This is a genomic window from Metasolibacillus fluoroglycofenilyticus, from assembly GCF_003049645.1.
GTDB classification, from domain to species: Bacteria; Bacillota; Bacilli; order Bacillales_A; family Planococcaceae; genus Metasolibacillus; species Metasolibacillus fluoroglycofenilyticus.
Map to the genome: position 1 here is coordinate 1,245,112 of NZ_PYWK01000001.1, position 22,564 is coordinate 1,267,675.

General features: G+C 40.9%; 26 protein-coding genes. 25 read left to right on the plus strand and 1 reads right to left on the minus strand.

What is annotated here, in order from left to right; genetic code table 11:
- Positions 1-3 precede the first annotated feature (3 nt).
- The 25 genes from C9J36_RS05660 (at position 4) to C9J36_RS05780 (ending at position 21,734) form a co-directional block, all read left to right on the plus strand.
- The gene (locus tag C9J36_RS05660) at positions 4-1,497 is read left to right on the plus strand and encodes an aldehyde dehydrogenase family protein (protein ID WP_107942477.1); all 1,494 of its coding nucleotides are present in this window, start codon (positions 4-6) and stop codon (positions 1,495-1,497) included.
- A gap of 15 nt (positions 1,498-1,512) precedes the next feature.
- Complete coding sequence (locus C9J36_RS05665; protein WP_042478217.1) at positions 1,513-1,800, plus strand: BMC domain-containing protein; 288 nt, start codon at positions 1,513-1,515, stop codon at positions 1,798-1,800.
- A gap of 409 nt (positions 1,801-2,209) precedes the next feature.
- Positions 2,210-2,809, plus strand: a complete 600-nt coding sequence (gene pduL / locus C9J36_RS05670; protein WP_430010625.1) for a phosphate propanoyltransferase — start codon at positions 2,210-2,212, stop codon at positions 2,807-2,809.
- Positions 2,810-2,824: 15 nt separating this feature from the next.
- The gene (locus C9J36_RS05675; protein ID WP_066164062.1) at positions 2,825-3,694 is read left to right on the plus strand and encodes a phosphate propanoyltransferase; all 870 of its coding nucleotides are present in this window, start codon (positions 2,825-2,827) and stop codon (positions 3,692-3,694) included.
- Between the two features lie 34 nt (positions 3,695-3,728).
- Positions 3,729-4,013: a EutN/CcmL family microcompartment protein gene (locus C9J36_RS05680; RefSeq protein WP_066164059.1), complete on the plus strand. Its 285-nt coding sequence runs from the start codon at positions 3,729-3,731 to the stop codon at positions 4,011-4,013.
- Complete coding sequence (locus tag C9J36_RS05685; protein ID WP_066164056.1) at positions 4,006-4,359, plus strand: BMC domain-containing protein; 354 nt, start codon at positions 4,006-4,008, stop codon at positions 4,357-4,359. Before C9J36_RS05680 ends, C9J36_RS05685 begins: the two co-directional genes overlap by 8 nt.
- Entirely contained in the window at positions 4,359-5,303 is a 945-nt protein-coding gene (mdh, locus tag C9J36_RS05690) for a malate dehydrogenase (protein WP_066164052.1), read from the plus strand. Before C9J36_RS05685 ends, mdh begins: the two co-directional genes overlap by 1 nt.
- A gap of 264 nt (positions 5,304-5,567) precedes the next feature.
- On the plus strand, positions 5,568-6,896 hold the full coding sequence (locus tag C9J36_RS05695) for an NfeD family protein (protein ID WP_107942479.1): 1,329 nt from the start codon (positions 5,568-5,570) through the stop codon (positions 6,894-6,896).
- A gap of 4 nt (positions 6,897-6,900) precedes the next feature.
- On the plus strand, positions 6,901-7,896 hold the full coding sequence (gene floA, locus C9J36_RS05700) for a flotillin-like protein FloA (protein WP_066164046.1): 996 nt from the start codon (positions 6,901-6,903) through the stop codon (positions 7,894-7,896).
- Positions 7,897-7,929: 33 nt separating this feature from the next.
- Positions 7,930-8,421, plus strand: a complete 492-nt coding sequence (locus C9J36_RS05705) for a hypothetical protein (RefSeq protein WP_107942480.1) — start codon at positions 7,930-7,932, stop codon at positions 8,419-8,421.
- A 313-nt stretch (positions 8,422-8,734) separates the two neighbouring features.
- Positions 8,735-8,968, plus strand: coding sequence for a hypothetical protein (locus C9J36_RS05710; RefSeq protein ID WP_066164039.1), 234 nt, complete (start codon positions 8,735-8,737; stop codon positions 8,966-8,968).
- Positions 8,940-10,058, plus strand: a complete 1,119-nt coding sequence (locus C9J36_RS05715) for a sporulation protein YqfD (protein WP_161956378.1) — start codon at positions 8,940-8,942, stop codon at positions 10,056-10,058. The genes C9J36_RS05710 and C9J36_RS05715 overlap by 29 nt, the downstream gene beginning before the upstream one ends.
- An 11-nt stretch (positions 10,059-10,069) precedes the next feature.
- On the plus strand, positions 10,070-11,029 hold the full coding sequence (locus C9J36_RS05720; protein ID WP_107942482.1) for a PhoH family protein: 960 nt from the start codon (positions 10,070-10,072) through the stop codon (positions 11,027-11,029).
- Between the two features lie 447 nt (positions 11,030-11,476).
- Entirely contained in the window at positions 11,477-13,576 is a 2,100-nt protein-coding gene (locus C9J36_RS05725; RefSeq protein ID WP_066164031.1) for an HD family phosphohydrolase, read from the plus strand.
- Positions 13,577-13,587: 11 nt separating this feature from the next.
- Positions 13,588-14,064: an rRNA maturation RNase YbeY gene (gene ybeY, locus C9J36_RS05730; RefSeq protein ID WP_107942483.1), complete on the plus strand. Its 477-nt coding sequence runs from the start codon at positions 13,588-13,590 to the stop codon at positions 14,062-14,064.
- The gene (locus C9J36_RS05735) at positions 14,064-14,414 is read left to right on the plus strand and encodes a diacylglycerol kinase family protein (RefSeq protein WP_066164025.1); all 351 of its coding nucleotides are present in this window, start codon (positions 14,064-14,066) and stop codon (positions 14,412-14,414) included. Before ybeY ends, C9J36_RS05735 begins: the two co-directional genes overlap by 1 nt.
- Before the next feature lie 22 nt (positions 14,415-14,436).
- Positions 14,437-14,856, plus strand: coding sequence for a cytidine deaminase (locus C9J36_RS05740; RefSeq protein ID WP_107942484.1), 420 nt, complete (start codon positions 14,437-14,439; stop codon positions 14,854-14,856).
- On the plus strand, positions 14,831-15,748 hold the full coding sequence (gene era / locus C9J36_RS05745; protein WP_066164019.1) for a GTPase Era: 918 nt from the start codon (positions 14,831-14,833) through the stop codon (positions 15,746-15,748). Before C9J36_RS05740 ends, era begins: the two co-directional genes overlap by 26 nt.
- A 1-nt stretch (position 15,749) precedes the next feature.
- Positions 15,750-16,436 (plus strand): YjjG family noncanonical pyrimidine nucleotidase, encoded by a 687-nt coding sequence (locus tag C9J36_RS05750; RefSeq protein ID WP_107942485.1) that lies wholly within the window; start codon positions 15,750-15,752, stop codon positions 16,434-16,436.
- A gap of 154 nt (positions 16,437-16,590) precedes the next feature.
- A complete protein-coding gene (locus C9J36_RS05755; RefSeq protein WP_107942486.1) occupies positions 16,591-16,992 on the plus strand; it encodes a cytidine deaminase in 402 nt (133 codons plus the stop codon).
- A gap of 263 nt (positions 16,993-17,255) precedes the next feature.
- The gene (recO, locus tag C9J36_RS05760; protein WP_066164010.1) at positions 17,256-18,017 is read left to right on the plus strand and encodes a DNA repair protein RecO; all 762 of its coding nucleotides are present in this window, start codon (positions 17,256-17,258) and stop codon (positions 18,015-18,017) included.
- An 80-nt stretch (positions 18,018-18,097) separates the two neighbouring features.
- Positions 18,098-19,243, plus strand: a complete 1,146-nt coding sequence (locus C9J36_RS05765; protein WP_107942487.1) for an acyl-CoA dehydrogenase family protein — start codon at positions 18,098-18,100, stop codon at positions 19,241-19,243.
- On the plus strand, positions 19,240-20,274 hold the full coding sequence (locus tag C9J36_RS05770; RefSeq protein WP_107942488.1) for an acyl-CoA dehydrogenase family protein: 1,035 nt from the start codon (positions 19,240-19,242) through the stop codon (positions 20,272-20,274). Before C9J36_RS05765 ends, C9J36_RS05770 begins: the two co-directional genes overlap by 4 nt.
- 13 nt (positions 20,275-20,287) lie before the next feature.
- Positions 20,288-21,097, plus strand: coding sequence for an enoyl-CoA hydratase/isomerase family protein (locus C9J36_RS05775; RefSeq protein ID WP_107942489.1), 810 nt, complete (start codon positions 20,288-20,290; stop codon positions 21,095-21,097).
- Positions 21,098-21,137: 40 nt separating this feature from the next.
- Positions 21,138-21,734, plus strand: a complete 597-nt coding sequence (locus tag C9J36_RS05780) for a dienelactone hydrolase family protein (protein WP_107942490.1) — start codon at positions 21,138-21,140, stop codon at positions 21,732-21,734.
- Positions 21,735-22,026: 292 nt separating this feature from the next.
- On the opposite strand, the gene C9J36_RS05785 is transcribed toward C9J36_RS05780, so the two are convergent.
- Entirely contained in the window at positions 22,027-22,554 is a 528-nt protein-coding gene (locus C9J36_RS05785; protein WP_066163996.1) for an isochorismatase family protein, read from the minus strand.
- Positions 22,555-22,564: the final 10 nt, after the last annotated feature.

Sequence of the window (22,564 nt, forward strand, 5' to 3'; positions counted from 1 at the left end):
TGAGTGCCTACATTAGACAAAGATTTATTAGCAATACAGGAAATGCGTGATGCGGTGAAAAAAGCAAGTGAAGCACAGGCAGCCTATATGCAATTTTCACAGCAGCAAGTAGACCAAATTGTCAAAGCGGTAGCCGATGCAGCTTTTAAAGAGGCGGACCGACTTGCGAAAATGGCTGTCAGAGAAACAGGCATGGGCGTTCCTAATCATAAAAAAATAAAAAATGAAGTAGCTTCAAGAGACCTTTATGAAGATATTAAAGACTTAAAAACAGTAGGTATCGTTGGCTATGACCGTGCTGCAAAGGTTACTGAAATCGCAAGTCCATTCGGCGTAATTGCAGGTATCGTACCAACGACGAATCCCACATCAACGGCTATTTTCAAGGCGATGATTTCATTAAAAACGAGAAATGCACTTGTCTTAAGCCCACATCCGTATGCTGTGAAATGTACAGCGGAGGCTTTAGATGTTTGCCGAATCGCGGCCGAGCAAGCGGGTGCACCAGAGGGCCTGTTACAATGCTTAACGATGGCCTCCATGGACGCAACACAGCAATTATTAAAGCATCCACAAATCAATTTAATTTTAGCAACAGGTGGCGGGGCATTAGTGAAGGCTGCCTATAGCTCAGGTAAGCCCGCATATGGTGTTGGACCAGGAAACGTACCAGCCTACGTTGAAAAATCAGCCAATATTGCTAAGGCAGCACAGCATTTAGTGCAAAGTAAATCATTTGATAACGGAACGATTTGTGCAACGGAGCAAGCGATTATTGTTGATGAATCAGTTTCGGAGCGATTACTTACAGAGCTTCAGAAAAAGGGAGCCTATATTTTAACAGCGGAAGAAAAGCAAAAAATGGAGAAGCTCATTTCTCCTACACCGGGCAAGGTCAACCCTAAAATTGTTGGAAAATCAGCGGCTTGTTTGGCTGACTTATTAGGCATTACAGTGCCATCCGGTACGAAGGTACTTATCGGTTTAGAAACAAAAGTAGGAAAAGAAATTCCGTTTTCACTTGAAAAATTATCGCCAATTTTTGCCCTTTATACTGTAAAGGATAGCGTAGCGGCAAAGCAAGTAATGATTGATTTGTTAAATATTGGCGGACGTGGACATACATGCTCAATTCATACTGAAAATGCAGCGTTGGCGGAGCAGTTCGCAGTTGAACTGCCAGTATCACGCATTGTTATTAACACTCTATCATCTATTGGCGCAGTGGGAGGAACAACAGGATTAGCACCATCCTTCACGCTAGGCTGTGGGACGTTTGGTGGCAATATTACATCAGACAATGTCACAGCAAGGCATTTAATCAATATTAAACGTATGGCTTACGGCACGAAAGATGTAACTGTGCCAGAACCACAGTACGAGCCGCTAGAGGCGATTGTAGAAAAGCAGGTTGCCCAAGCAGGAGAAGTTAATGCTGATATGGTGCAGCAAATTGTTGATCAAGTATTAAAACAAATTACATTACAAAACAACTAATTGGAGGAATGACAAATGAACAGAGAAGGTACAGCTTTAGGAATGGTAGAAACAAAAGGACTTGTAGGAGCAATTGAAGCAGCAGACGCAATGGTAAAGGCGGCAAGCGTTAATTTAGTAGGGAAAGTACATGTTGGAGGTGGAATTGTTACGGTATTAGTGCGTGGTGATGTTGGTGCAGTAAAAGCGGCTACAGATGCGGGTGCGGCGGCTGCAGAGCGCGTTGGCGAATTATTATCAGTACACGTAATTCCACGTCCACATAATGAATTAGAATTAATTTTACCAAAGCTCGACGCATAGTTCATTCAACGATACAGGCTGGGGCTGTCTAGAAAGCGGACGAAAGCAAAACTTTCCAGACAGCCTTTATTAGCTGGTTTAACGTCTTTCAGCAATGTTTACTGTGAAGAGTAACCGCAGGAACACACGTTTTTGTACCGATAGCGTAATGACAGGTACAGAATTCATCACCTCTAGAGGTGGTGAGATGAATGCAAGTATTAGACCGATTTCAGCGAGTGTTCAAACACCCGCTGAATCATAGGAACTCAGTCAAAGTATATCGCATACCTGAGTGACCAACATCGTGTTGGCCTAAGCTCTGGTGGATGTCATAGGACGTGACAGTTTTAGGTTAACTTCCACTGGTTAGCGTGAAAAAATCTAGACGCAATTACGCCTTGGCGCGTATTAGTATAAATGAATTGAGGTGACTCGCGTGAGCCTAGTGACAAAAGCAATCCCAGTAGCGATTTCGGCACGTCATATACATGTGTGTGAAGAGGATTTACAAGCACTTTTCGGACCCGATGCCACATTAACAAAAGATTTTGACCTTTCACAGCCGGGGCAATATGCTGCGAAGGAAAGAATATCGATTGAAGGACCAAAAGGAGCTATTCATAATGTGCGTATACTTGGACCTGTCAGACCAGCAACACAAGTAGAAATTAGCCAAACGGATGCGGTGAAATTGGGTTTAAATCCGCCTTTAAGACAGTCAGGCGATATCGAAAATTCAGCAAGTATAAAAATTAGCAATGGCGACAAATCCATTACAATAAAGCAAGGTGCCATTATTGCACAAGCACATATCCATATGACAGAGCAAGACGCGCAGGAATTTAATGTAGAAAACAATGAAGTTGTTACCGTTGAGGTTGAAAGCAAGCGCCCTATTACATTGCGTGGTGTGGTCGTTCGCGTCTCAAAGGATTTCAGCCTTGAAATGCATATTGATACAGATGAAGCAAATGCAGGCTTTATTGAGCAGCAAGCAAAAGGAACAATTATAAAAACAATGAAGTAAGGAGGAGGAGGTTGGATGCAGGAAAATTTAGTGCAAAAAATTGTGGAAGAAGTGCTACAGCAAGTGTTGAAAAATCAGCCTTCCCTTCAGCAGCACGATGATAAAATTCCAGTTGGCGTATCAGCACGACATGTTCATCTAGCACAGGCTGAGGTTGAGCAGCTATTTGGCAAGAGCTATCAGCTTACACCGAAATTCGAGCTTTCGCAGCCAGGTCAGTTTGCAGCAGAGGAAACAGTTGTTATTGCTGGACCAAAGGGCTCGATTGAAAGGGTAAGAATTTTAGGTCCGGCTCGCTCTTTATCTCAAGTAGAGGTTAGCTTTACTGATGCTATTAAACTAGGCTTAACACCTCCCCTGCGCATTTCTGGTGATATAAAGGGTTCAAGTCCCATTACCTTAATCGGTCCAAAAGGAAGTGTGGTGTTGAAGGAAGGGCTAATTGTTGCGAAAGCTCATATTCATATGACGCCAACTGATAGCGTTCGCCTCGGCGTGACGGACGGACAAAGCGTGCAAATAAAGCTTGCGGGCATTCGACCAATTATTTTATCGGATGTGATGATTCGCGTGTCGGAGCGTTACCGTTTGGAAATGCATATTGATACGGATGAGGCAAATGCAGGCTTCATAAAGCAAGGAGCTTTAGCTGAAATCGTTCAAGGCCCAACGCTTGAGCGAGGGGAGACGCAGGTTGCTCAGCCAGTTAACCAAATACCTGAACAGCAGTCAGCCTATCACTTCACGAAAAGGTTATTATCGCAAGTAGATGTAGCTGCAATAACAGAGCAAGAAATCATTGTTTCTAAAAAGACGATTGTGACAGCATTGGCATATGACAAAATTCGGGAATTAAATAAAACGTTAACGATTCATAAAGAATAAATGGCTTAGCTAATGCAGAATAGAGGGTGAGCAAATGCAAATGGGAAGAGTGATTGGGAATGTTTGGGCTACACGTAAGGAAGAAGGGTTAAATGGCTTAAAATTATTAATCGTTCAACCAATTGATTCAAACCAACAGCCAATACGAACTGAACTTGTAGCTGCAGACCGCATTGGCGCAGGTATAGGTGATGATGTTCTTATTACAAGTGGAGGGTCGTCACGCTATATTATGAAGGATAATCCACTGCCAATTGATGCGGTCATAATTGGAATTATAGACTCTACAGAAGTAATGCGAGGTGAAGACAATGAGTAGTGCAATCGGTATGATTGAAACAAAAGGGCTAGTCGGCTCTATAGAAGCAGCAGATGCTATGATTAAAGCTTCAGATGTCACGATTGTGAAGCAGGAATTTGTAGATGGTGGTATTGTCACAGTCGTTGTCCAAGGAGATGTTGGCTCTGTACAAGCAGCAGTTGATGCGGGCAAGGCAGCAGCGATGCGTGTTGGTGAATTGTTATCCGCACACGTTATTCCACGACCGGATGTGGATGTATTCCAAATGATTAAAGGGGCAGAGACACCGAAAAAAAAGCCAACGCCAGCACGCGCAAAAAAAGCATCAGAGGTAGCTCCTAGCGAAAATGGCGGTGAAGTATAATGCCATTTCAAAAACATAAAATTGCAGTAATTGGAGCCGGGCACACAGGGGCAACACTTAGTTTGTTTTTAGCTCAAAAGGAATTAGGCGATGTTGTACTTTTAGATATTCCTGATGCTGAAAATCCAACAAAGGGAAAGGCGCTCGACTTGCTACAAACAGGTCCAATAGAGAAATTTAATGTGTCTGTTAAAGGGACAAGCAACTATGAGGATATAGCAGGTGCTAGCATCGTTGTTATAACTGCCGGCATTCCGCGTAAACCCGGTATGAGCCGCGATGACTTAGTAACAACAAATGCTAATATTATAAAGCAAGTATCTGCGCAAATTAAGCGTTATGCACCGAATAGTATCGTGCTTGTATTGAGCAATCCTGTCGATGCGATGACATATGTTTGCTATAAGGAAACTGGCTTCCCGAAAAACCGCGTAATTGGGCAATCTGGTGTGCTCGATACCGCACGCTTTAATGCGTTTGTTGCACAAGAGCTACAAATTGCACCTGAGGATGTGTCAGGTTTTGTGTTAGGTGGACATGGAGATGAGATGGTGCCATTAATTCGCTATTCATATGCGGGTGGCATTCCCCTTGAGAAGCTAATTCCCGCACAGCGCTTAGCGCAAATTGTGGAGCGCACACGCAAAGGTGGCGGTGAAATCGTCGGCTTACTTGGCAACGGGAGTGCTTATTATGCACCCGCTGCTGCCTGTGCGCAAATGGTTGAAATTATCATGAAAGACCAGCGTAAAATCATCCCATCAATCGCCCTATTAGAAGGTGAGTATGGCTACAACGATTTATTTTTAGGCGTACCAACAATATTAGGTGGCAATGGGATTGAATCCGTTATTGAGTTACAGCTTACAGCAGAAGAAAAGCAGGCACTTCAACATTCAGCAGAAGCTGTGGAGCAAGTGCTTGAGATTTGTCGTAATATTTAAGTGATTGCCTGAAAAGTAGCGTGTTCGCACTGCTTTTCAGGCATTTTTTGCTTGTTGCCAAAATATTGAGGAATCTTTGAGGAAATAGGGCAAGCGCAAAAAGAACCTGAAAACCCCTCTTCAAAAAATAAGGGTTCACTTTAGGCTTATTAATATGAAATAAGTTATACTTAAATTAAAGTAATGCTTTTATACTTTTTTTGAAACTTTTATGCATACTAATCGTATAAACAGTTAATCAAATTTTTAGAAAGGAGAGACGTCATGAAAAGGACACGAATACTGAGCTGGTTAGTACTTCTTATGCTGTCAATTGTCCTAGCTTTCCCTACGCAAACATTTGCTAAGAGCAAAGTATATCATGTGCCAGTTGAAAATAATGTTGAAAAAGGTTTAACAGCTTTTTTACAACGTGCATTCCAAGATGCAAAAGAACATGGTGCGGAAGCGATTGTGCTTGAAATACATACACCAGGTGGCTTCACAGACGCAGCAGAAGATATTGCAAAAATCATTAAGCAATCCGAAGATATGAAAGTCATTGCCTTTATTAATACGAAAGCGCATTCAGCAGGGGCGCTTATCGCATTAAATGCAGACAGTATTTATATGACGCCTGATGCAACAATTGGTGCAGCAGGTGTTGTGGATAGCGCTGGCAACGCGGCAGAATTAAAGGCGCAAAGTGCTTGGATTAAACAAATGATTGCAGCAGCAGAAAGCTCAAATCGAGATCCGCAATATGCACAGGCGATGGCAGATTCATCGCTAGATATGAGTGAGTATGGGGCACCGAAGGGAGACTTCCTTACTTTATCTGCTGAGGAAGCGCTTAAAGTAGAATACTCAAACGGCACTGTGAAAAATTTGCAGGAAGTGTTAGAGCGGGAAAATTTAGCGGACAGTGTAGTCATTGATTTAGAACCAACTGTTGCTGAGCAAATTGCTCGTATCGTGACAAATCCAATTGTTATACCAATACTTTTATCGATTGCCAGTCTCGGTTTAGTTATTGAGCTCTATTCACCGGGCTTTGGCGTAGCAGGCGTAATGGGCTTGTCCGCACTTGGATTATTTTTCTTTGGTCATTTAATTGCTGGTATTGCAGGCTATGAATCGATTTTACTACTAATTATTGGTATAATTCTTATAGTTGCGGAATTTTTCGTCCCCGGTGGCATTGTTGGTATTATTGGAGGTGCTTCAATAGTATTAAGTTTGCTTTTAGCAGGTGCTAATTTTGTCCAGATGGGGTATTCAATTTTAATTGCGCTGTTAATCGCAGTTATAGGAATGGTGATACTTATGAAATTCTTTGGCAAAAAATTGCATATGTTTAACAAGCTTGTGTTAAAGGATGCAACGACGACGGAGGAAGGCTATGTGTCCAATGTCAATCGACTTGAGCTTATCGGCAAAAAAGGTAAAACGCTGACACCGTTTAGACCAGCAGGTGTTGTTTCCATCGATGGGGAGCGCGTTGATGCAGTGTCAGACGGTAGTTATATTGATGCTGGTAAGCATGTAGAAATTATTAAGGTAGAAGGCTCACGCATTGTTGTGCGAGCAGTATCAGAAGAAACGGAGGAATAATAGTATGTTTGTTGAAGCAGGTGTAATTGGTTTAACGATAATTATCGTTGCTATTTTTATCGTCCTAGCTATCTTTTTCACATTCGTTCCAGTAACGCTGTGGATTAGTGCGTTAGCAGCAGGTGTTCGTGTAAGTATTTTCACATTAATCGGGATGCGACTACGTCGAGTAATTCCATCGCGTATTGTTAACCCTTTAATTAAAGCGCATAAAGCAGGAATTGAAGTAACAATTAATCAGTTAGAATCACATTATTTAGCAGGTGGTAATGTTGACCGCGTAGTTAATGCGTTAATTGCTGCGCACCGTGCGAATATTGAATTATCTTTTGAGCGTGCCGCTGCGATTGATTTAGCAGGTCGTGACGTTTTAGAGGCAGTACAAATGTCGGTTAACCCGAAAGTAATTGAAACACCATTTATCGCGGGTGTGGCAATTAACGGGATTGAAGTAAAAGCAAAGGCACGTATTACAGTACGTACAAACCTTGACCGTTTAGTCGGTGGTGCTGGTGAGGATACAATTATTGCCCGTGTCGGGGAAGGGATTGTATCGACAATCGGTTCTTCAGCATCGCACTCTGTTGTATTAGAAAATCCGGATTTGATTTCACAAACTGTATTAGCGAAGGGCTTGGACTCCGGTACAGCCTTTGAAATTCTATCGATTGATATCGCGGATGTTGATGTAGGTAAAAACATCGGTGCTGAATTACAAATTGAGCAAGCACAGGCGGACAAAAATATTGCACAGGCGAAAGCGGAAGAACGTCGTGCGATGGCCGTAGCAACAGAACAAGAAATGGTAGCTAAAGTTCAAGAGATGAAAGCAAAAGTTGTTGAAGCTGAGGCTGAAGTACCAATGGCAATGGCAGAAGCTTTACGTTCAGGTAACCTTGGTATTATGGATTATATGAACTATAAAAACATTCAAGCGGATACTATGATGCGTGATTCAATTGCGAAATCAACAAATGATGATAATACGCAGAACAAATAGTGTATCGTCTAAGTTAGAAGGGAGGTTGCTTAAGTGGAGTCTTTAATTATCCTTATTGTGCTTGGGATTATTTCCTCATTGCTCGGTAAAAAAGATAAGTCCAAAAACACGAAAAGCATGCCACCATTTAATGAGCAATCAAAACCTAATCGTGAGCCACGCCAAGCCAAGACAACACCAACTAGGTCTTTAGAGGATTTCGCGAGTGAAATCTTTGGGCAGCTTGAACAAAAAAAGGCTGAGGTAGAGCAGCAATGGAAAGAAATTAAGCCCGTTGTGCCAGTGCGAACTGAGCGAACTGAGCGAAAAATAGAGCCGATTGTTGAAACGGTAGAGGTACCAAAAGTAACCTATGAGAAGACGGTAGCACGTCCAAATATTGAACAATCACTACGTGTGACGCAAATGAAGGAGCGAGAAACAGCTGTTTTTACAGCTCCTACGACAAAGAAAGCACTTGTTCAGGCAATTGTTGCCGCGGAAATTTTAGGTCCGCCAAGAGCAAAGCGACGACAAGTACGTTAACTTCTTTTAGAAGAAATTCCTTATCTCTATAAATGGCGAGATGAATGCTTGCCTTAGGCCTTTTCAGCGAGTGCCAAAACACATCTTGATACAAGGAGCTCAGTCTAAGTATGCTACTTTCTGTGGCAACGATTGAATGTCTAACATCATGTGGTTTAAGCTCCAACGGATGTCACGTGATGTGCCAATTTTAGATTCACTTCTACCAATTAGCTCGAAGAAAATCTGGACGCAATTACGTTGATGCCTAATTAATCTTATACATGCCTCCTTTTTCTAATGCATATAGTATGAGAAAGGGAGGCTGTTTTTTATGAAAAAATTATTTCAAATGGCTGCAATATTTGAAATGACCAATTTTAAATTGCTTAAATGGCATGGGAATTATCGCATACTAGCTGCATCTGATGCGAGTTGCTCGTGTATGATAGAAGATTATGTTGTGCATATTAAGGGAGAGCAAATTACTGTAACTGTATTGGCGACAAATGGTTTTACCGTATCATGTGAAAAATTACATGCACTACAAATTGAAAAGCATGCGTAATATTGATTATCGCCGTGTTCGCGTATCGGTGCAAAAAAATCAAAAAACAAATGATTTACTACAATATTTACATAGCCATCATGTACCGATTTATCATGTGCGTACGACAAAAGAAGTGCTACAATTTGAATTGGCTCGCCAGCATATCGCTATATTGCGCAAAGCACGCAGTAAGCATCGTGTCAAATTGAAGTTACACTATTTAACGACAGACGAGCTACTTCCAAAGCGATTGATGACAATTGTTAGTTTACTTTGTCTATGGCTCATACCGTTACTTTGCAATTATTGGATATGGGAAATTGATATACAAGGAGATACACCAGAACAAAAGGCTGCAATCGAGCGTTTAGTGCAAAAGGAATTTGCTGCACCTATTCTAAAAAAACGCTTACCGACAGATCAAGAGGTACGAGAGTTCATTATGCAAAACTTTCGCGAGTATTCATGGGTGCATGTTGCGAAAGTAGGAAGTAAAATGACCATCCGTCCACAGCTCGCACCGAAAAATGAAATGAAGGAAAATAAAGATGGCTATTATCATCTTATTGCTGGTAGCAGTGGTGTCATCACCCATTTTGATATAAAAAGTGGTGAGCGTAAAGTAACGCCAAATACGACAGTATATAAAGGGGATACACTTGTATCTGGGCTGATGCTAGTAGGGGAAAGACAGCTTTTAATTGGTGCAGTTGGTGACGTTTATGCAGATTATTGGCTAGAGAGCGAGTTTACAATTCCGCAAGAAGTGCAATACGAAGTTGTAACAGCAGAGGCTTGGCATTTTACGTTTACTCCTGAAGGGCTACCAACAGAAATAAAAGCACTGCCATTGCCTGAATGGTTAGCGCGTTATATACGTGTTGCTAAAATAGAGACGAGAGAAAAAATAGTTGAAACGTTGACAGAAGAACAGATTGAATCGCGAATTATGCCATTGCTGCATGAAAAAATGGTACAATCATTACCAACGAAGAGCATTATTAAAAAAGAAAACCTTTTACACATTCAATTTGTAGATGGTAAAGTAAAGGGGAAGGTTCTATATTTAATCAATGAAAATATTGCCAAACCTTATCCTATTAATTAAGGAGCGTTAGGATGTCAGAAAAAATTTCACAATTACAGTTAGATAATCCGAATGAAGCAGTTATGTTATTAGGCATGTCGGATGCAAATATTAAATTAATTGAAGAAACGTATAAAGTACAAGTTATTACACGTGGGGAAGTAGTACAAATTGCGGGCGATGATGAGGCACAGAAGGAGCAGGCTAAATCCGTGCTACATGCGCTACTACAGGTGATTCGTAAAGGGATTAATGTTGACCAACGGGACGCATCAACAGCAATTGAAATGGCAAACAAAGGTACAATCGAATATTTTGCAGAGCTTTATGAGGAAGAAATTGCACGTAATACAAAGGGCAAGCCGATTCGTGCGAAAACGATTGGACAGCGAGAATATATACGTGCCATTCGCCATCGTGACTTGATTTTCGGCATCGGCCCAGCCGGTACAGGTAAAACCTATTTAGCTGTTGTTATGGCAACACAAGCTTTAAAAAACGGTCATGTGAAGCGCATTATTTTAACAAGACCTGCTGTTGAAGCTGGTGAGTCGTTAGGCTTTTTGCCAGGTGATTTAAAGGAAAAAGTTGACCCTTATTTACGCCCGCTTTATGATGCACTACATGATATTTACGGCGTAGAACAAACGCAGCGTTTAATTGAGCGTGGTACAATTGAAATTGCGCCATTAGCGTATATGCGCGGTCGTACATTAGATGATGCCTTCGTTATATTAGACGAGGCACAAAATACAACGCATCAGCAAATGAAAATGTTTTTAACACGCCTTGGCTTTGGTTCTAAAATGGTTATTACTGGGGATAAAACCCAAATTGACCTTCCGAAAAATACGGAATCTGGTCTGATTATTGCGGAACGTACACTGAAATATGTCAAGGACATACATTTCCAAATTCTTGAGCAAGGGGATGTTGTGCGTCACCCACTCGTAGCAAAAGTAATTCAAGCATATGCGGAGCAGGAGCTGTAAGGAGTAAGCTGTGCACCGATTTTTGAAAGCAACTTAACGACATAAATTGCTAAGGGCTGCTAGAAAGTCAGGGAGAGTTGTGACTTACTAGCAGTCTCTTTTTAGCTATTCCACTCAATTATGCCTTGGCTAGCTCTCGTCCAGATTTTTCACGCTAACCAGTGGAAAATAAACTGACCTGCATCAGGTAGACCTCCCTTCAAAATCTGTGACATCCGTCGAAGGCATAACTTTTTAGCGGTTATTTGAACACCTGCTGAAAATCGGTTTAATACTTGCATTCATCTTACTACCTAGAAAGGTATGAAAGTTTTTACGCTATCTGTACAAAATATGTGCTCCTGCGATTACTCGCCGCAGAAAACATTGCTAAAAGAAGTTAAAATGACACGAAATAAGCATGAAATCACGCTCAAAAATTGGTAAAATAATAAGTGGAGGTGTGCAATGAGAAAACAATTAAAAAACATAATGCAAATCATTCAATTTCGTTATTTTTTAATATTAGTCCTCTTAATTACAGCAACTATTCAATTTTTGTTTATGGCAGGCAATGTAAGGGGCATTACATACGATATACAGTTGCTGCAGCTAGCACCCGAAACAATTCGTTCTGTGAAAACTGTAGAAGATTCGGTGAAAACGGAAAGGGAACGTGATAATGCGGAGAAATCTGTTGAGCCTGTCTACGTCTTCAATGAGGAAGTAGCAGACCATCGTACAGCCATTATTACATCTGTTTTTGATATCGTGCTTGATGTACGAGAAGAGACAAAGGATGATTCAATTGAATCAAGAGTAGAGCAATTAAAAACAAGTTTAAAAGATATTACGGAATCACAAACTTCAATAAGTATTAGCAATACACAGCTTGAAGTATTGTTAACGATTGACGAGGAGCTATTGATTAATACGCGTGATAGTTTAGCACAGCTCGTAACAAATGCGTTAGACCGACCATTCCGTAAAGAGCAAATCTTAACAATTCGCAATGAAATTGATAGTAAAATACGTCAGCAATCAGCAATAGCGGAGCCGTTACTTAATACAGTTATTACACTTGGACGAGCTGCTATTGTCGAAACAGAAGTGCTAGATGAAGAAAAGACCGAGTTGCGCGTTCGACAAGCACGCGAAATGGTTGAAGCAACACGTATTTTACAAGGTCAAATTATCGTGCAAGAAGGGGAGCTTATAGACCGTGAAGTATACCGACAATTAGAGTTGCTAGGTATGCTAGATACGAAGGAATCTTTAAAGCCGATTTTTGGGTTACTCATTTTAATTTTCTTGCAGATGGCCTTTATTTATATCGTTTTTGACCGTTCAAAAAAGCCGATAGCCAAACGTCGAAACGAGCTGCTTGTTACAACAATAGTTTATACAATATGTCTTATTATTATGAAATTAATTAGCATTGTAGCGGATAATTTTGATGTGATGATTGCCTTTTTATTCCCAGTTGCTTTAGCGACAATGCTTGTTCGCTTGCTTGTGGATGACCGAGTGGCATCAATTGTAACGGTTATGACGGCGACATCAGCAGGTGTCATGTTCCATAGTGGCTATGCTGCTGTGTTACAAATGGATATTGCCTTGTACATAATGTTTGGCGGTTTTGCGACGCTATTTTTCATGCGCAATCTTGAAAAGCGCTCATCATTATTGCAGGCATGTGGCATTCTCTCAGTTATTAATATTTTATTTATTAGTTTTTATTTATTAATGTCTCAGTCGGGCTATGGTATCACCGAAATAGGCTTCTATTTGACGGCGGCTATCATTTCAGCAGTGCTTTCCGGTGCGTTGACGATGGGGTTACTACCGTTCTTTGAGTCGGCATTTGGCATTTTATCAACAATGCGCTTGATTGAGCTATCGAATCCAAACCATCCGTTACTTCGCAAATTATTAACGGAAACGCCGGGTACTTACCACCATAGCATTATGGTAGCAAATTTGGCAGAAACAGCTTGTGAAGCCATTGGTGCGGACGGGCTATTAGCGCGCGTCGGCTGTTATTACCATGATGTTGGGAAGACGAGAAGACCTTCCTTTTTCATTGAAAATCAGATGACAGGTATTAACCCGCATGATACATTACCTCCACAATCGAGTGCAGATATTATTATTGCACATACGACGGACGGTGCAGAGCTCCTGCATAAGCATCGCATGCCACAGGAGATTATTGATATTGCGTTACAGCATCATGGCACAAGCTTATTGAAATTTTTCGTATTTAAAGCGAAGGAAGAGGGCATGAATGTTGATGAGGCAGCGTTCCGTTACCCAGGACCAAAGCCGCAAACGAAGGAAATTGCTGTTATTAGCATTGCAGATAGTGTAGAAGCTGCGGTACGATCCATGAAGGAGCCGACTGCTGACAAAATTAAAAAGCTAGTACAGTCCATTATTCAGGACCGCGTGCAGGATGACCAATTTGATGAATGCGATATATCGTTGAAGGAATTAAAAATTATTGAAGATGTGTTATGTGAAACATTAAACGGTACATTCCATTCACGCATCGAATATCCAAAATAGGAGGTTTGCAAATGGCGTTAGAAATCGATTTTTTAGATGAAACGGATTCGGTTCAAAAAGCGCATATCGATTTAGTCGAGCGCTTATTGCAGTATGCGGCAAAAGAAGAGCAGGTTGATGATGGTAGCGAACTATCGATTACATTCGTTACGAATGAAGCCATACATGAAATCAATCGAGAGTACCGCGATAAAGACCAGCCAACAGATGTTATATCCTTTGCTTTAGAGGAGCTAGGTGAAGGAGAAACAGAAATTATTGGTGAAGGTCTACCACGTGTTTTAGGAGATATTATTATTTCGGTCGAGCGTACACAGGAACAGGCGGAGGAGTATGGACATTCTTTTGAGCGAGAGCTAGGCTTTTTAGCACTCCATGGATTTTTGCATTTATTGGGATATGACCATATGAATGAACAAGATGAAAAAGAAATGTTTGATAAACAAAATGCAATTTTGTCGTCCTTCGGGCTAGGGCGCGAGGTATAATGGATATCCGTAAATTTTTACGCTCCTTTGTCTATGCCTTTCAAGGAATACTGGAGGCGGTAAAAGAGCAAAATATGCGCTTTCATGTAGCAAGTGCCTGTATTGTCATCGTTGCAGGCTTATTAACAGGCTTGAGCGTGATAGAGTGGCTAATTATCGTTTTAGTCATTATTTTAGTTATTGGTGCGGAAATGATGAATTGTGCAATCGAACGAGTTGTCGATTTAGCAACATCAGAAATCCACCCTTTAGCAAAGGCTGCAAAGGACGCAGCAGCAGGCGCGGTACTTGTATTTGCGATTGGCAGTGTTATAATCGGAGTACTCATTTTTTTCCCGAAATGGTTTTAATGTGATATAGGAGGCAAAAAGAATGGATAAACATACATTAATGGAGCAATCAAAGATAGCGCGTGAAAAGGCGTATGTACCTTATTCGAAATTTCCAGTAGGCGCAGCACTTTTAGCAGAGGATGGTACAGTTTATTTAGGCTGTAATATCGAGAACGCCGCATATAGCATGGCAAACTGTGCAGAGCGAACGGCAATTTTTAAAGCGGTATCTGAAGGTGTGATGAAATTTAAGGCGATTGCTATAGTAGCAGATACGGACAAGCCTTGCTCACCATGCGGGGCATGCCGTCAAGTGATGAGCGAATTTTTCCCAGCAAGTATGCCAGTTTATTTAACAAACTTAAAAGGTGATGTACAAGAAACGACAGTAGGTGAACTGTTACCGGGTGCATTCACAACGGAGGATTTAGATTATGCAGCAAGCAAACAGTCCCTATAAATCGGGCTTTATTTCCATTATTGGTCGACCGAATGTAGGGAAATCAACATTTTTAAATCGTGTTATCGGACAAAAAATTGCGATTATGTCAGATAAACCACAAACGACACGTAATAAAGTGCAAGGTGTATTGACACTTGAAAATTCGCAAATGATTTTTATTGATACACCAGGTATTCATAAGCCGAAGCATAAATTAGGCGAATTTATGTTGAAAGTATCTAAAAATACATTGCGTGAAGTGGATGTTATTTTATTTATGGTCAATGCAGAGCAAAAAATCGGTAAAGGTGATGAATTTATTTTAGACCTTTTAGCTGGTAATAAAACGCCTGTCTTTTTAGTCATTAATAAGATTGACCAAGTTCATCCAGATGAGCTTATTACAATTATTGAATCCTATAAAGATAAATACCCGTTCAGCGAAATCGTGCCGATTTCCGCGCTACAAGGAAATAATGTCGAAAATTTATTAGCAAAGCTCGGTGAGTATTTACCTGAAGGACCGCAATATTATCCTGCAGATCAAGTGACCGATCATCCAGAGCGCTTTATTATTTCAGAGCTGATTCGTGAAAAGGTTTTGCATTTAACACGTGAGGAAATTCCCCATTCGATTGCAGTTGTCATTGATAAAATTAAGCGTGATGAAGAGCATGAACATATGATTCGTGTACAAGCAACAATCATGGTTGAGCGCGATTCGCAAAAGGGCATTGTCATTGGCAAGCGCGGCGCATTACTAAAGGAAATCGGTACACTGGCACGTAAAGATATCGAAATGCTTCTTGGCTCAAAGGTATACTTGGAGCTTTGGGTAAAGGTGCAAAAGGATTGGCGCAACAAACAAACACATTTACGTGACTTCGGCTTCCGTGAGGATGAGTATTAAAATGAAAAATTACGATATTATTTATTTCGATATCGATGATACACTTTTTGATTTTACTATATCGGAGCAAGAAGCTTTTAAAAAAGTTTTTAGCAAATATAATTTGTTAAATAACTTAAAATTGTATGAAAAGAGTTATCGAGAAATTAACAAAGTGTTATGGGAAGATTTAGAACGAGGAAAAATAAGCTTAGTGGAGCTAGGTTCAGAAAGATTTAGGAGATTATTTTTAGAACACGAACTTGAAATGGACGCAGTTGTATTCAATCAAGACTATTTGAAATTTCTTGGCCAACAAACCTATCTCGTTCAAGGAGCCGAAAAAGTTATTGAAGCTTTGTCGCATAAGCGATTAGCCATTATTACGAACGGTTACACAGATGTACAAACATCTAGAATTAATCATTCCTTTTTAGAAGGTACATTTGAGCATATTATTATCTCTGAATCCACAGGATTTCAAAAGCCACAAGCTGAAATTTTTGATTATGCTTTTAATAAGCTGCAAATTACAGAAAAATCAAATGTCCTAATGGTAGGTGACTCGTTGACTTCTGATATTCAAGGTGGAATTAACTACGGTATTGATACATGTTGGTTCAATCCTAAATATAAAGAAAATACTACAAATTTAAAGCCTACTTATGAAATAAATCAGCTAGAACACCTGTTGCAAATTGTGAAATAAGTGTATAGTATTTTAGGCGATAATATTGAAATTTCTGTAGCGTTATCATTTCCTAATTTTGAGTCAGCTTATGTTTCCTGTAATAAGTGTTTAATAGGGGAGCAGCGGGTGTAGGAAACGCCTGTCGCTAAATGAATTGGGAGGTAATATCGGCATGAATATTGAACAAAAACTCTATCAATCAGCAATAGACTTGATAGAAAAAAGATACCCTTCTGGTTGGGGTGGGGCTTCGGCAATGTACACTGAAGATGGTCAAATTTTAACTAGTGTAGCACCAGATATTATCAATGCTTCTACTGAATTGTGTATTGAAACGGGTGCAATTCTTGAGGCACATAAACTTAATACAAAGGTTACTCATACTATCTGTATTGTAAGAGAAAATGAAGAATCCGAATTTACAATTTTAACCCCTTGTGGTGTATGTCAGGAAAGACTTTTTTATTGGGGAGAGAGTGTAAAAGCAGCTATAACTAACCAAGATGGTAGACTGGAGTATAAAACATTAAAGGAAATCCAACCATATCATTGGTATAAAGCTTATGAAAAGTGATTGCTAAACTAGCTCATAGAAGCTTGTATAGAGACATCTCTTATAAGATAAACATAACCTTTTATTAAGACATACCAAATTATAAACAAATATTGATTAAACATATAAAGGGTGTTGGGAAATTTTTAGTTTTCTCGACACCTATTCTCATTTTCTTAAGAAAAGTATTATATAAGAAATGAATGTTTCAAAATCAATCTATTTTTACGTGAAACATAGATTAATCTAGTCATTCACCAAAATGAAGTGGAGGTGTGTTATAAATGTTGCATAAATGGGAGGGAATTGTTCTCAAGGCTAGAGCATACGGAGAATCCAATAAAATCGTCACATTGCTGACACGTGAAGCAGGTAAGGTAGCCGTTATGGCACGTGGTGCGAAAAAACCGACTAGCCGATTAGCAGGTATTACTCAACCTTTTATGTACGGCCTGTATTTAGTGCAGCGAACAACGGGGATGGGCACTTTGCAGCAGGGGGAGCATTTGAATGCGATGCGCACAATGCAAACTGATATTCATGCAACAGCCTATGCAAGCTATGTCGGTGAGCTGGTCGACCGTTTAGTAGAAGAGGGCGAGCCTCAGCCATTTGCCTTTGAAGTAGTAAGGCAAGCATTACTTGCTATAGATGAAGGCTATGACCCTGAGGCGATTGCTTTATTCGTTGATTGGAAAATGCTGCCCTATGCAGGCGTCCAGCCAATTTTACAAGCTTGTGCAAGCTGCGCATCAACAGATGGTGAATTTGCCTTCTCCTTTTCACATGGAGGTTTTTTATGCCATCGCTGCTTCCATCATGACCAATATATTATCCGACTCTCGCCAACGCAGCTCAAGCTTATTCGGATGTTTTATATGATGCCAATTGAGCAAGTCGGCAAGCTAGATTTAAAGCCCCAAACGAAGATGTTTATTAAAAAAATTGTGACAACAATTTACGAAGAGCAGACAGGGATTCGCTTGAAGTCACGTAGCTTCATTGAGCAACTCGGTGCCTGGCACGCAAACAATTCTGAAAATTAAATACAATTCGAAATTGTTAGACATCTATGTGTAGCAAGCGATAAAATAAGGGGGAAGCATGACAAAAGGGGATGGGAGAAATGAAATTACCAGTTGTGCATTTTACGCAAGAGCAGGAGCAGTTTCGGTTAGAGGTGCGTGCTTTTTTACAGCGTCACCTCAAAGAAGGGACATTTCGAACGAAGTGTGATTCATGGTTAAGTGGAAGTGACCCTGTTTTTTCTAAATTAGTAGCAGAACAGGGCTGGATTGGGATGACTTGGCCGCAGGAGTATGGTGGGGGCGAGCGTAGTACGATTGAACGCTATATATTGACAGAGGAGTTTTTGGCTGCGGGTGCACCAGTTGCAGCCCATTGGTTTGCAGATAGGCAGACAGGTCCTTTGCTGTTGCGCTTTGGTACGGAGGAGCAGCGTCAATTGTTTTTGCCTAAAATTATTCGAGGGGATTGTTTTTTTGCGATTGGCTTAAGTGAGCCGAATAGTGGCTCTGATTTAGCATCTGTCCGTACAAAAGCAGAGAAGGTAGAGGGTGGCTGGCTTGTGAATGGGGCGAAGACGTGGACGAGTAACGCTCATGATGCGCATTATATGGTGACACTTGTGCGTACTGCACCCTATGACCAAGTGTCTAAGCACAGCGGCTTAAGCCAGTTAATTATTGATTTGCATGCGCCCGGTGTGACGATTACTCCGATTCCTTATTTAACGGGAGAGCGACATTTTAACGATGTATTTTTTGAAAATGTGTTTGTGCCAGATGCAATGGTTGTTGGCACGATTGGTAATGGTTGGACACAGGGGTTAGCGGAGCTTGCCTTTGAGCGCAGCGGTCCAGAGCGTATTTTAAGCACATTTCCGTTATTGAATGAACTAATTATTGAATTAAAACAGGCATATGACACTGTTGGTTTAGCTACTGCTTCCAAGCTATTAGCAGAAATGTGGAGCTTACGCAATTTATCAATTGGCGTAGCACAAGTATTGGAGGAAGGCGGTGAGGTGGCAATTCCAGCAGCGCTTGTAAAAAGCATTGGAACGAAGTTTGAACAGAAAATACCCGAAATTGCACGCCTACTTGTCGCAACATACCCACGCTTGCAGGCAGAACGCGCCTTTGACCGCTATATGGCGGAATCAATTCTACATGCACCCGGCTTTACAATTAGAGGTGGCACATCAGAAGTGCTATATGGCATTGTCGCAAAGGGGGTTGTTGCACAATGAGTGAAATGCTGGAATTTGTAACAGAGGTCGTTGAGAAAATATATAAAGACCTTATTACAAAGGAAACTGTTGACTTACTAGAGGAAGGTAAATGGGCTACTACATTATGGCAACAGCTAGTTGACAATGAACTATTGAAAGTCGCGATAACAGAGCAGTACGGAGGAGCAAATGGGGATATAGCTGATTTACTAGCACTCTATCAACTAACTGGCTATTATGCCGTACCTGCACCCGTACTTGAGCATACGCTCGCTAATTTTATTTTGGAATACGTAAGGCTTACACCGTTTGAATCTATTACAACGATTTCTTTTAACGACAAGCAGATGCTAACAATGACAAATGGCAAACTTGATGGCAACATTCCCAATGTGCCGTGGGCGAGAAGTGCACAGCAGCTCGTAACTTTTGCTCAAGAGGGAGAGGTGCTGAAGCTAATTGCCGTAGGTCTAGCACAAGCAAGCATTGTACAGGCAACAAATTTAGCAGCCGAGCCGCGTGATACAGTGAGCTTCCAGCAAGCTGAAATCATTGCACAAACGGAAATCAACGAGCAGCAACTTCAAAAGCTAATCAAATATACGACAGCCGCAAAGCTAGCTGCACTGAGTGGTGCTCTCGATAAAGCCTTTCAGCTATCAGTAAGATATTCAAAGGAACGTGAACAGTTCGGTCGCCCGATTCATCGCTTTCAGCTTGTGCAGCAGCACTTGGCTAATCTTGCAGGAGAGGCAGCAATTGCGACGGCGGCGATTGAAAATATGGCAGGGGCATTAGTAAATGAGACTGAGCGCTATGAAGTAGCTTTCACAAGCATTCGTTTAGACGAGGCAAGCAAAATCGTAGCAACTTCTGCTCACCAAGTTCATGCGGCAATTGGTGTAACCTATGAGCATAGCCTACAGCATTACACGCGTCGCTTATGGGCATGGCGTGAGGAAGGCCTTACAACGCATTACTGGCAAAAGCAACTGGCAGATGATTTGCTACAAGTAGAGAATGTTTGGTCATGGATGACAACGAAATAAGGGGGACTTGAAAATGGCTGACTTATTATTCGATGTACAGGACGGAGTTGCGACAATTACGCTCAATCGCCCTGAAGCAATGAACGCTTTTAGTGAGGATATGCTAACGAGATGGATTCGGGCACTTGAAACGGTGCGCGACGATGAGGCAATTCGTGTGCTAGTCGTTAAGGGCAATGGCAAATGCTTCTGCGCAGGTGGTGATATTAAAGCGATGGCAGCAGGCAAAGGCTTTTTTGACAGTGAGGACGACATTACATCGACAGCGCTCGCCCGCAAAAATTCTTTATGGAAGCGCGTACAGCGTGTGCCACTGCTTTTAGAGGAAATTGATAAGCCAGTCATTGCCCAAGTGCATGGCTTTGCATTTGGTGCAGGGCTTGATATGGCTTTAATGTGTGACATTCGTATTGTCGCACAGTCGACGAAATTTTCGGAGAGCTATGTCAATGTTGGGATTGTGCCGGGAGACGGTGGCGCGTACTTTTTACCAAAGTTAGTAGGGATTGATAAAGCATTAGATATGTTATGGACAGCACGTGTACTGTCAGCGTATGAGGCAAAGGAGGCGGGACTTGTCACATTCGTTGTGCCAGATGAAGAACTTGAACAATATACGCGAAGCTATGCAGAAAAGCTTGCGAATGGACCGACAACCGCCATTCAATTTATTAAGCGCGCAGTATACCAAAGCCAAACAATGTCCTTACGCTCATCTCTAGACTATATTTCCTCGCAAATGGGGCTCGTTACAGAGCTTGCTGATTTTAAGGAGGGCGTGCAGGCCGTTGTGGAGAAGCGCAAGCCAAAGTTTACAGAGTGAGGAGGAAGGGCTGTAGGATTATCCTATAGCCTTTATATGAATGAAGTTTATAATCAATAATCAAGCAAATCGAGTCGTTGTCGTACTCCATGAAATATATGGTATTAATCGTCATATCCAATCATATGCACAGCGTTTAAGCCAGATGGGCTTTGATGTAGTATGCCCGAATATGTTGCAAGACGACAATGTTTTTCCATATGAACAGGAACAACAAGCTTACTACAATTTTATGGAGCATATAGGCATTGAGCAAGCAGCACAGCAAATTAAAATACTATTAGAGGAACTCATGCAAAAATATGAAGCAGTATATATAATGGGTTTTAGTATCGGGGCGACAGTGGCATGGTTATGTAGCGAATTAAACGGAATTCAGCATATTATCGGTTATTATGGCTCACGTATCCGCAGTTACCTAGATATCACACCACATTGTCCAGTGACATTATTTTACGGAAATGAAGAAAAATCATTTGATGTAAAGATTTTGATTGAAGCTTTACGGAAAAAAGAAGTGCGGGTGTTTGTGTTTGAAGGAGCACATGGCTTTGCGGATAAATGTGCGGATGCTTATAATGAAAATTCTAGTCAGCAAGCATCGCAGAAGACGGCATATATTTTAGATAAGGCCTAAAGATAATAGTAAAAACAGCTATTGAAAATAATGTTTTCAATAGCTGTTTTGGATACATCATTCATTTTATCAAACCGTCTTCTATTATATTTTATATAATAATGTATCTGTCTGGAAGCAGCTTGATTCGAATACCGCTTTACTTTTGTTATCTAAATTTAATAAAATCGAATGAGAGTTTTGTAATATAGTTCGAGCTTTGTAGATAAAATTCGCTATTTATTAAGCAAATTATCCTTCACCTCTAGTCCCGAATGGAATTTCTACACAAAAGGCAGCCATCTTCTATAATTTATAATTGAGTTTCCAAATATTCCTCCATATCAAGCACCTCAATAACATTCGACCAATGCAATACAGTTCCGACGAAATCTCGGATATCTAAGCCAGTCATTTCATAGGTGTTGGCGTTGTTTACTGTATTTGTAGCATCCTCGATAAATGTTGTGCGGAACCCGCGGTCATAAGCCGCAATCGCTGTAAATTGACAGCAAAACTCCGTATTAAAGCCTGAGATATATACATGCTCAATATTTAAACTTGCTAACAGCTCTTGCAAGTTTGTTTGATAAAAAGCACTTGGTGTTTGCTTAACAACAAGATGCTCAATATATGGCTGAAAGCGTGCAATAATATCAGCCCCTTTTCCTGCATGGTGGAGCACACTTTCTTTGGCATTATCGGTATGCTGAATGAAAATAACAGGTTTTTGCTGTTCTTGAAATGCTTGAATCAATTTTTCGATATTCGCTAATGTATCATCACAGTGTGTGAGATTAACCAATCCATTTTGTACATCAATTACTAATAAAGCTTGCATATTGTTTCCT

Coding starts and splice junctions, on each gene's coding strand:
- C9J36_RS05685 (WP_066164056.1), top strand. CDS start 4,006: ATGAGTAGTGCAATCGGTATGATTGAAACAAAAGGGCTAGTCGGCTCT.
- C9J36_RS05735 (WP_066164025.1), top strand. CDS start 14,064: ATGGATATCCGTAAATTTTTACGCTCCTTTGTCTATGCCTTTCAAGGA.
- era (WP_066164019.1), top strand. CDS start 14,831: ATGCAGCAAGCAAACAGTCCCTATAAATCGGGCTTTATTTCCATTATT.
- mdh (WP_066164052.1), top strand. CDS start 4,359: ATGCCATTTCAAAAACATAAAATTGCAGTAATTGGAGCCGGGCACACA.
- C9J36_RS05785 (WP_066163996.1), bottom strand. CDS start 22,554: ATGCAAGCTTTATTAGTAATTGATGTACAAAATGGATTGGTTAATCTC.
- C9J36_RS05665 (WP_042478217.1), top strand. CDS start 1,513: ATGAACAGAGAAGGTACAGCTTTAGGAATGGTAGAAACAAAAGGACTT.
- C9J36_RS05755 (WP_107942486.1), top strand. CDS start 16,591: ATGAATATTGAACAAAAACTCTATCAATCAGCAATAGACTTGATAGAA.
- C9J36_RS05770 (WP_107942488.1), top strand. CDS start 19,240: ATGAGTGAAATGCTGGAATTTGTAACAGAGGTCGTTGAGAAAATATAT.
- C9J36_RS05725 (WP_066164031.1), top strand. CDS start 11,477: ATGAGAAAACAATTAAAAAACATAATGCAAATCATTCAATTTCGTTAT.
- floA (WP_066164046.1), top strand. CDS start 6,901: ATGTTTGTTGAAGCAGGTGTAATTGGTTTAACGATAATTATCGTTGCT.
- C9J36_RS05750 (WP_107942485.1), top strand. CDS start 15,750: ATGAAAAATTACGATATTATTTATTTCGATATCGATGATACACTTTTT.
- ybeY (WP_107942483.1), top strand. CDS start 13,588: ATGGCGTTAGAAATCGATTTTTTAGATGAAACGGATTCGGTTCAAAAA.
- C9J36_RS05765 (WP_107942487.1), top strand. CDS start 18,098: ATGAAATTACCAGTTGTGCATTTTACGCAAGAGCAGGAGCAGTTTCGG.
- C9J36_RS05710 (WP_066164039.1), top strand. CDS start 8,735: ATGAAAAAATTATTTCAAATGGCTGCAATATTTGAAATGACCAATTTT.
- recO (WP_066164010.1), top strand. CDS start 17,256: ATGTTGCATAAATGGGAGGGAATTGTTCTCAAGGCTAGAGCATACGGA.
- C9J36_RS05680 (WP_066164059.1), top strand. CDS start 3,729: ATGCAAATGGGAAGAGTGATTGGGAATGTTTGGGCTACACGTAAGGAA.
- C9J36_RS05775 (WP_107942489.1), top strand. CDS start 20,288: ATGGCTGACTTATTATTCGATGTACAGGACGGAGTTGCGACAATTACG.
- C9J36_RS05715 (WP_161956378.1), top strand. CDS start 8,940: ATGCACTACAAATTGAAAAGCATGCGTAATATTGATTATCGCCGTGTT.
- C9J36_RS05780 (WP_107942490.1), top strand. CDS start 21,138: ATGAAGTTTATAATCAATAATCAAGCAAATCGAGTCGTTGTCGTACTC.
- C9J36_RS05695 (WP_107942479.1), top strand. CDS start 5,568: ATGAAAAGGACACGAATACTGAGCTGGTTAGTACTTCTTATGCTGTCA.
- C9J36_RS05740 (WP_107942484.1), top strand. CDS start 14,437: ATGGATAAACATACATTAATGGAGCAATCAAAGATAGCGCGTGAAAAG.
- C9J36_RS05675 (WP_066164062.1), top strand. CDS start 2,825: ATGCAGGAAAATTTAGTGCAAAAAATTGTGGAAGAAGTGCTACAGCAA.
- C9J36_RS05720 (WP_107942482.1), top strand. CDS start 10,070: ATGTCAGAAAAAATTTCACAATTACAGTTAGATAATCCGAATGAAGCA.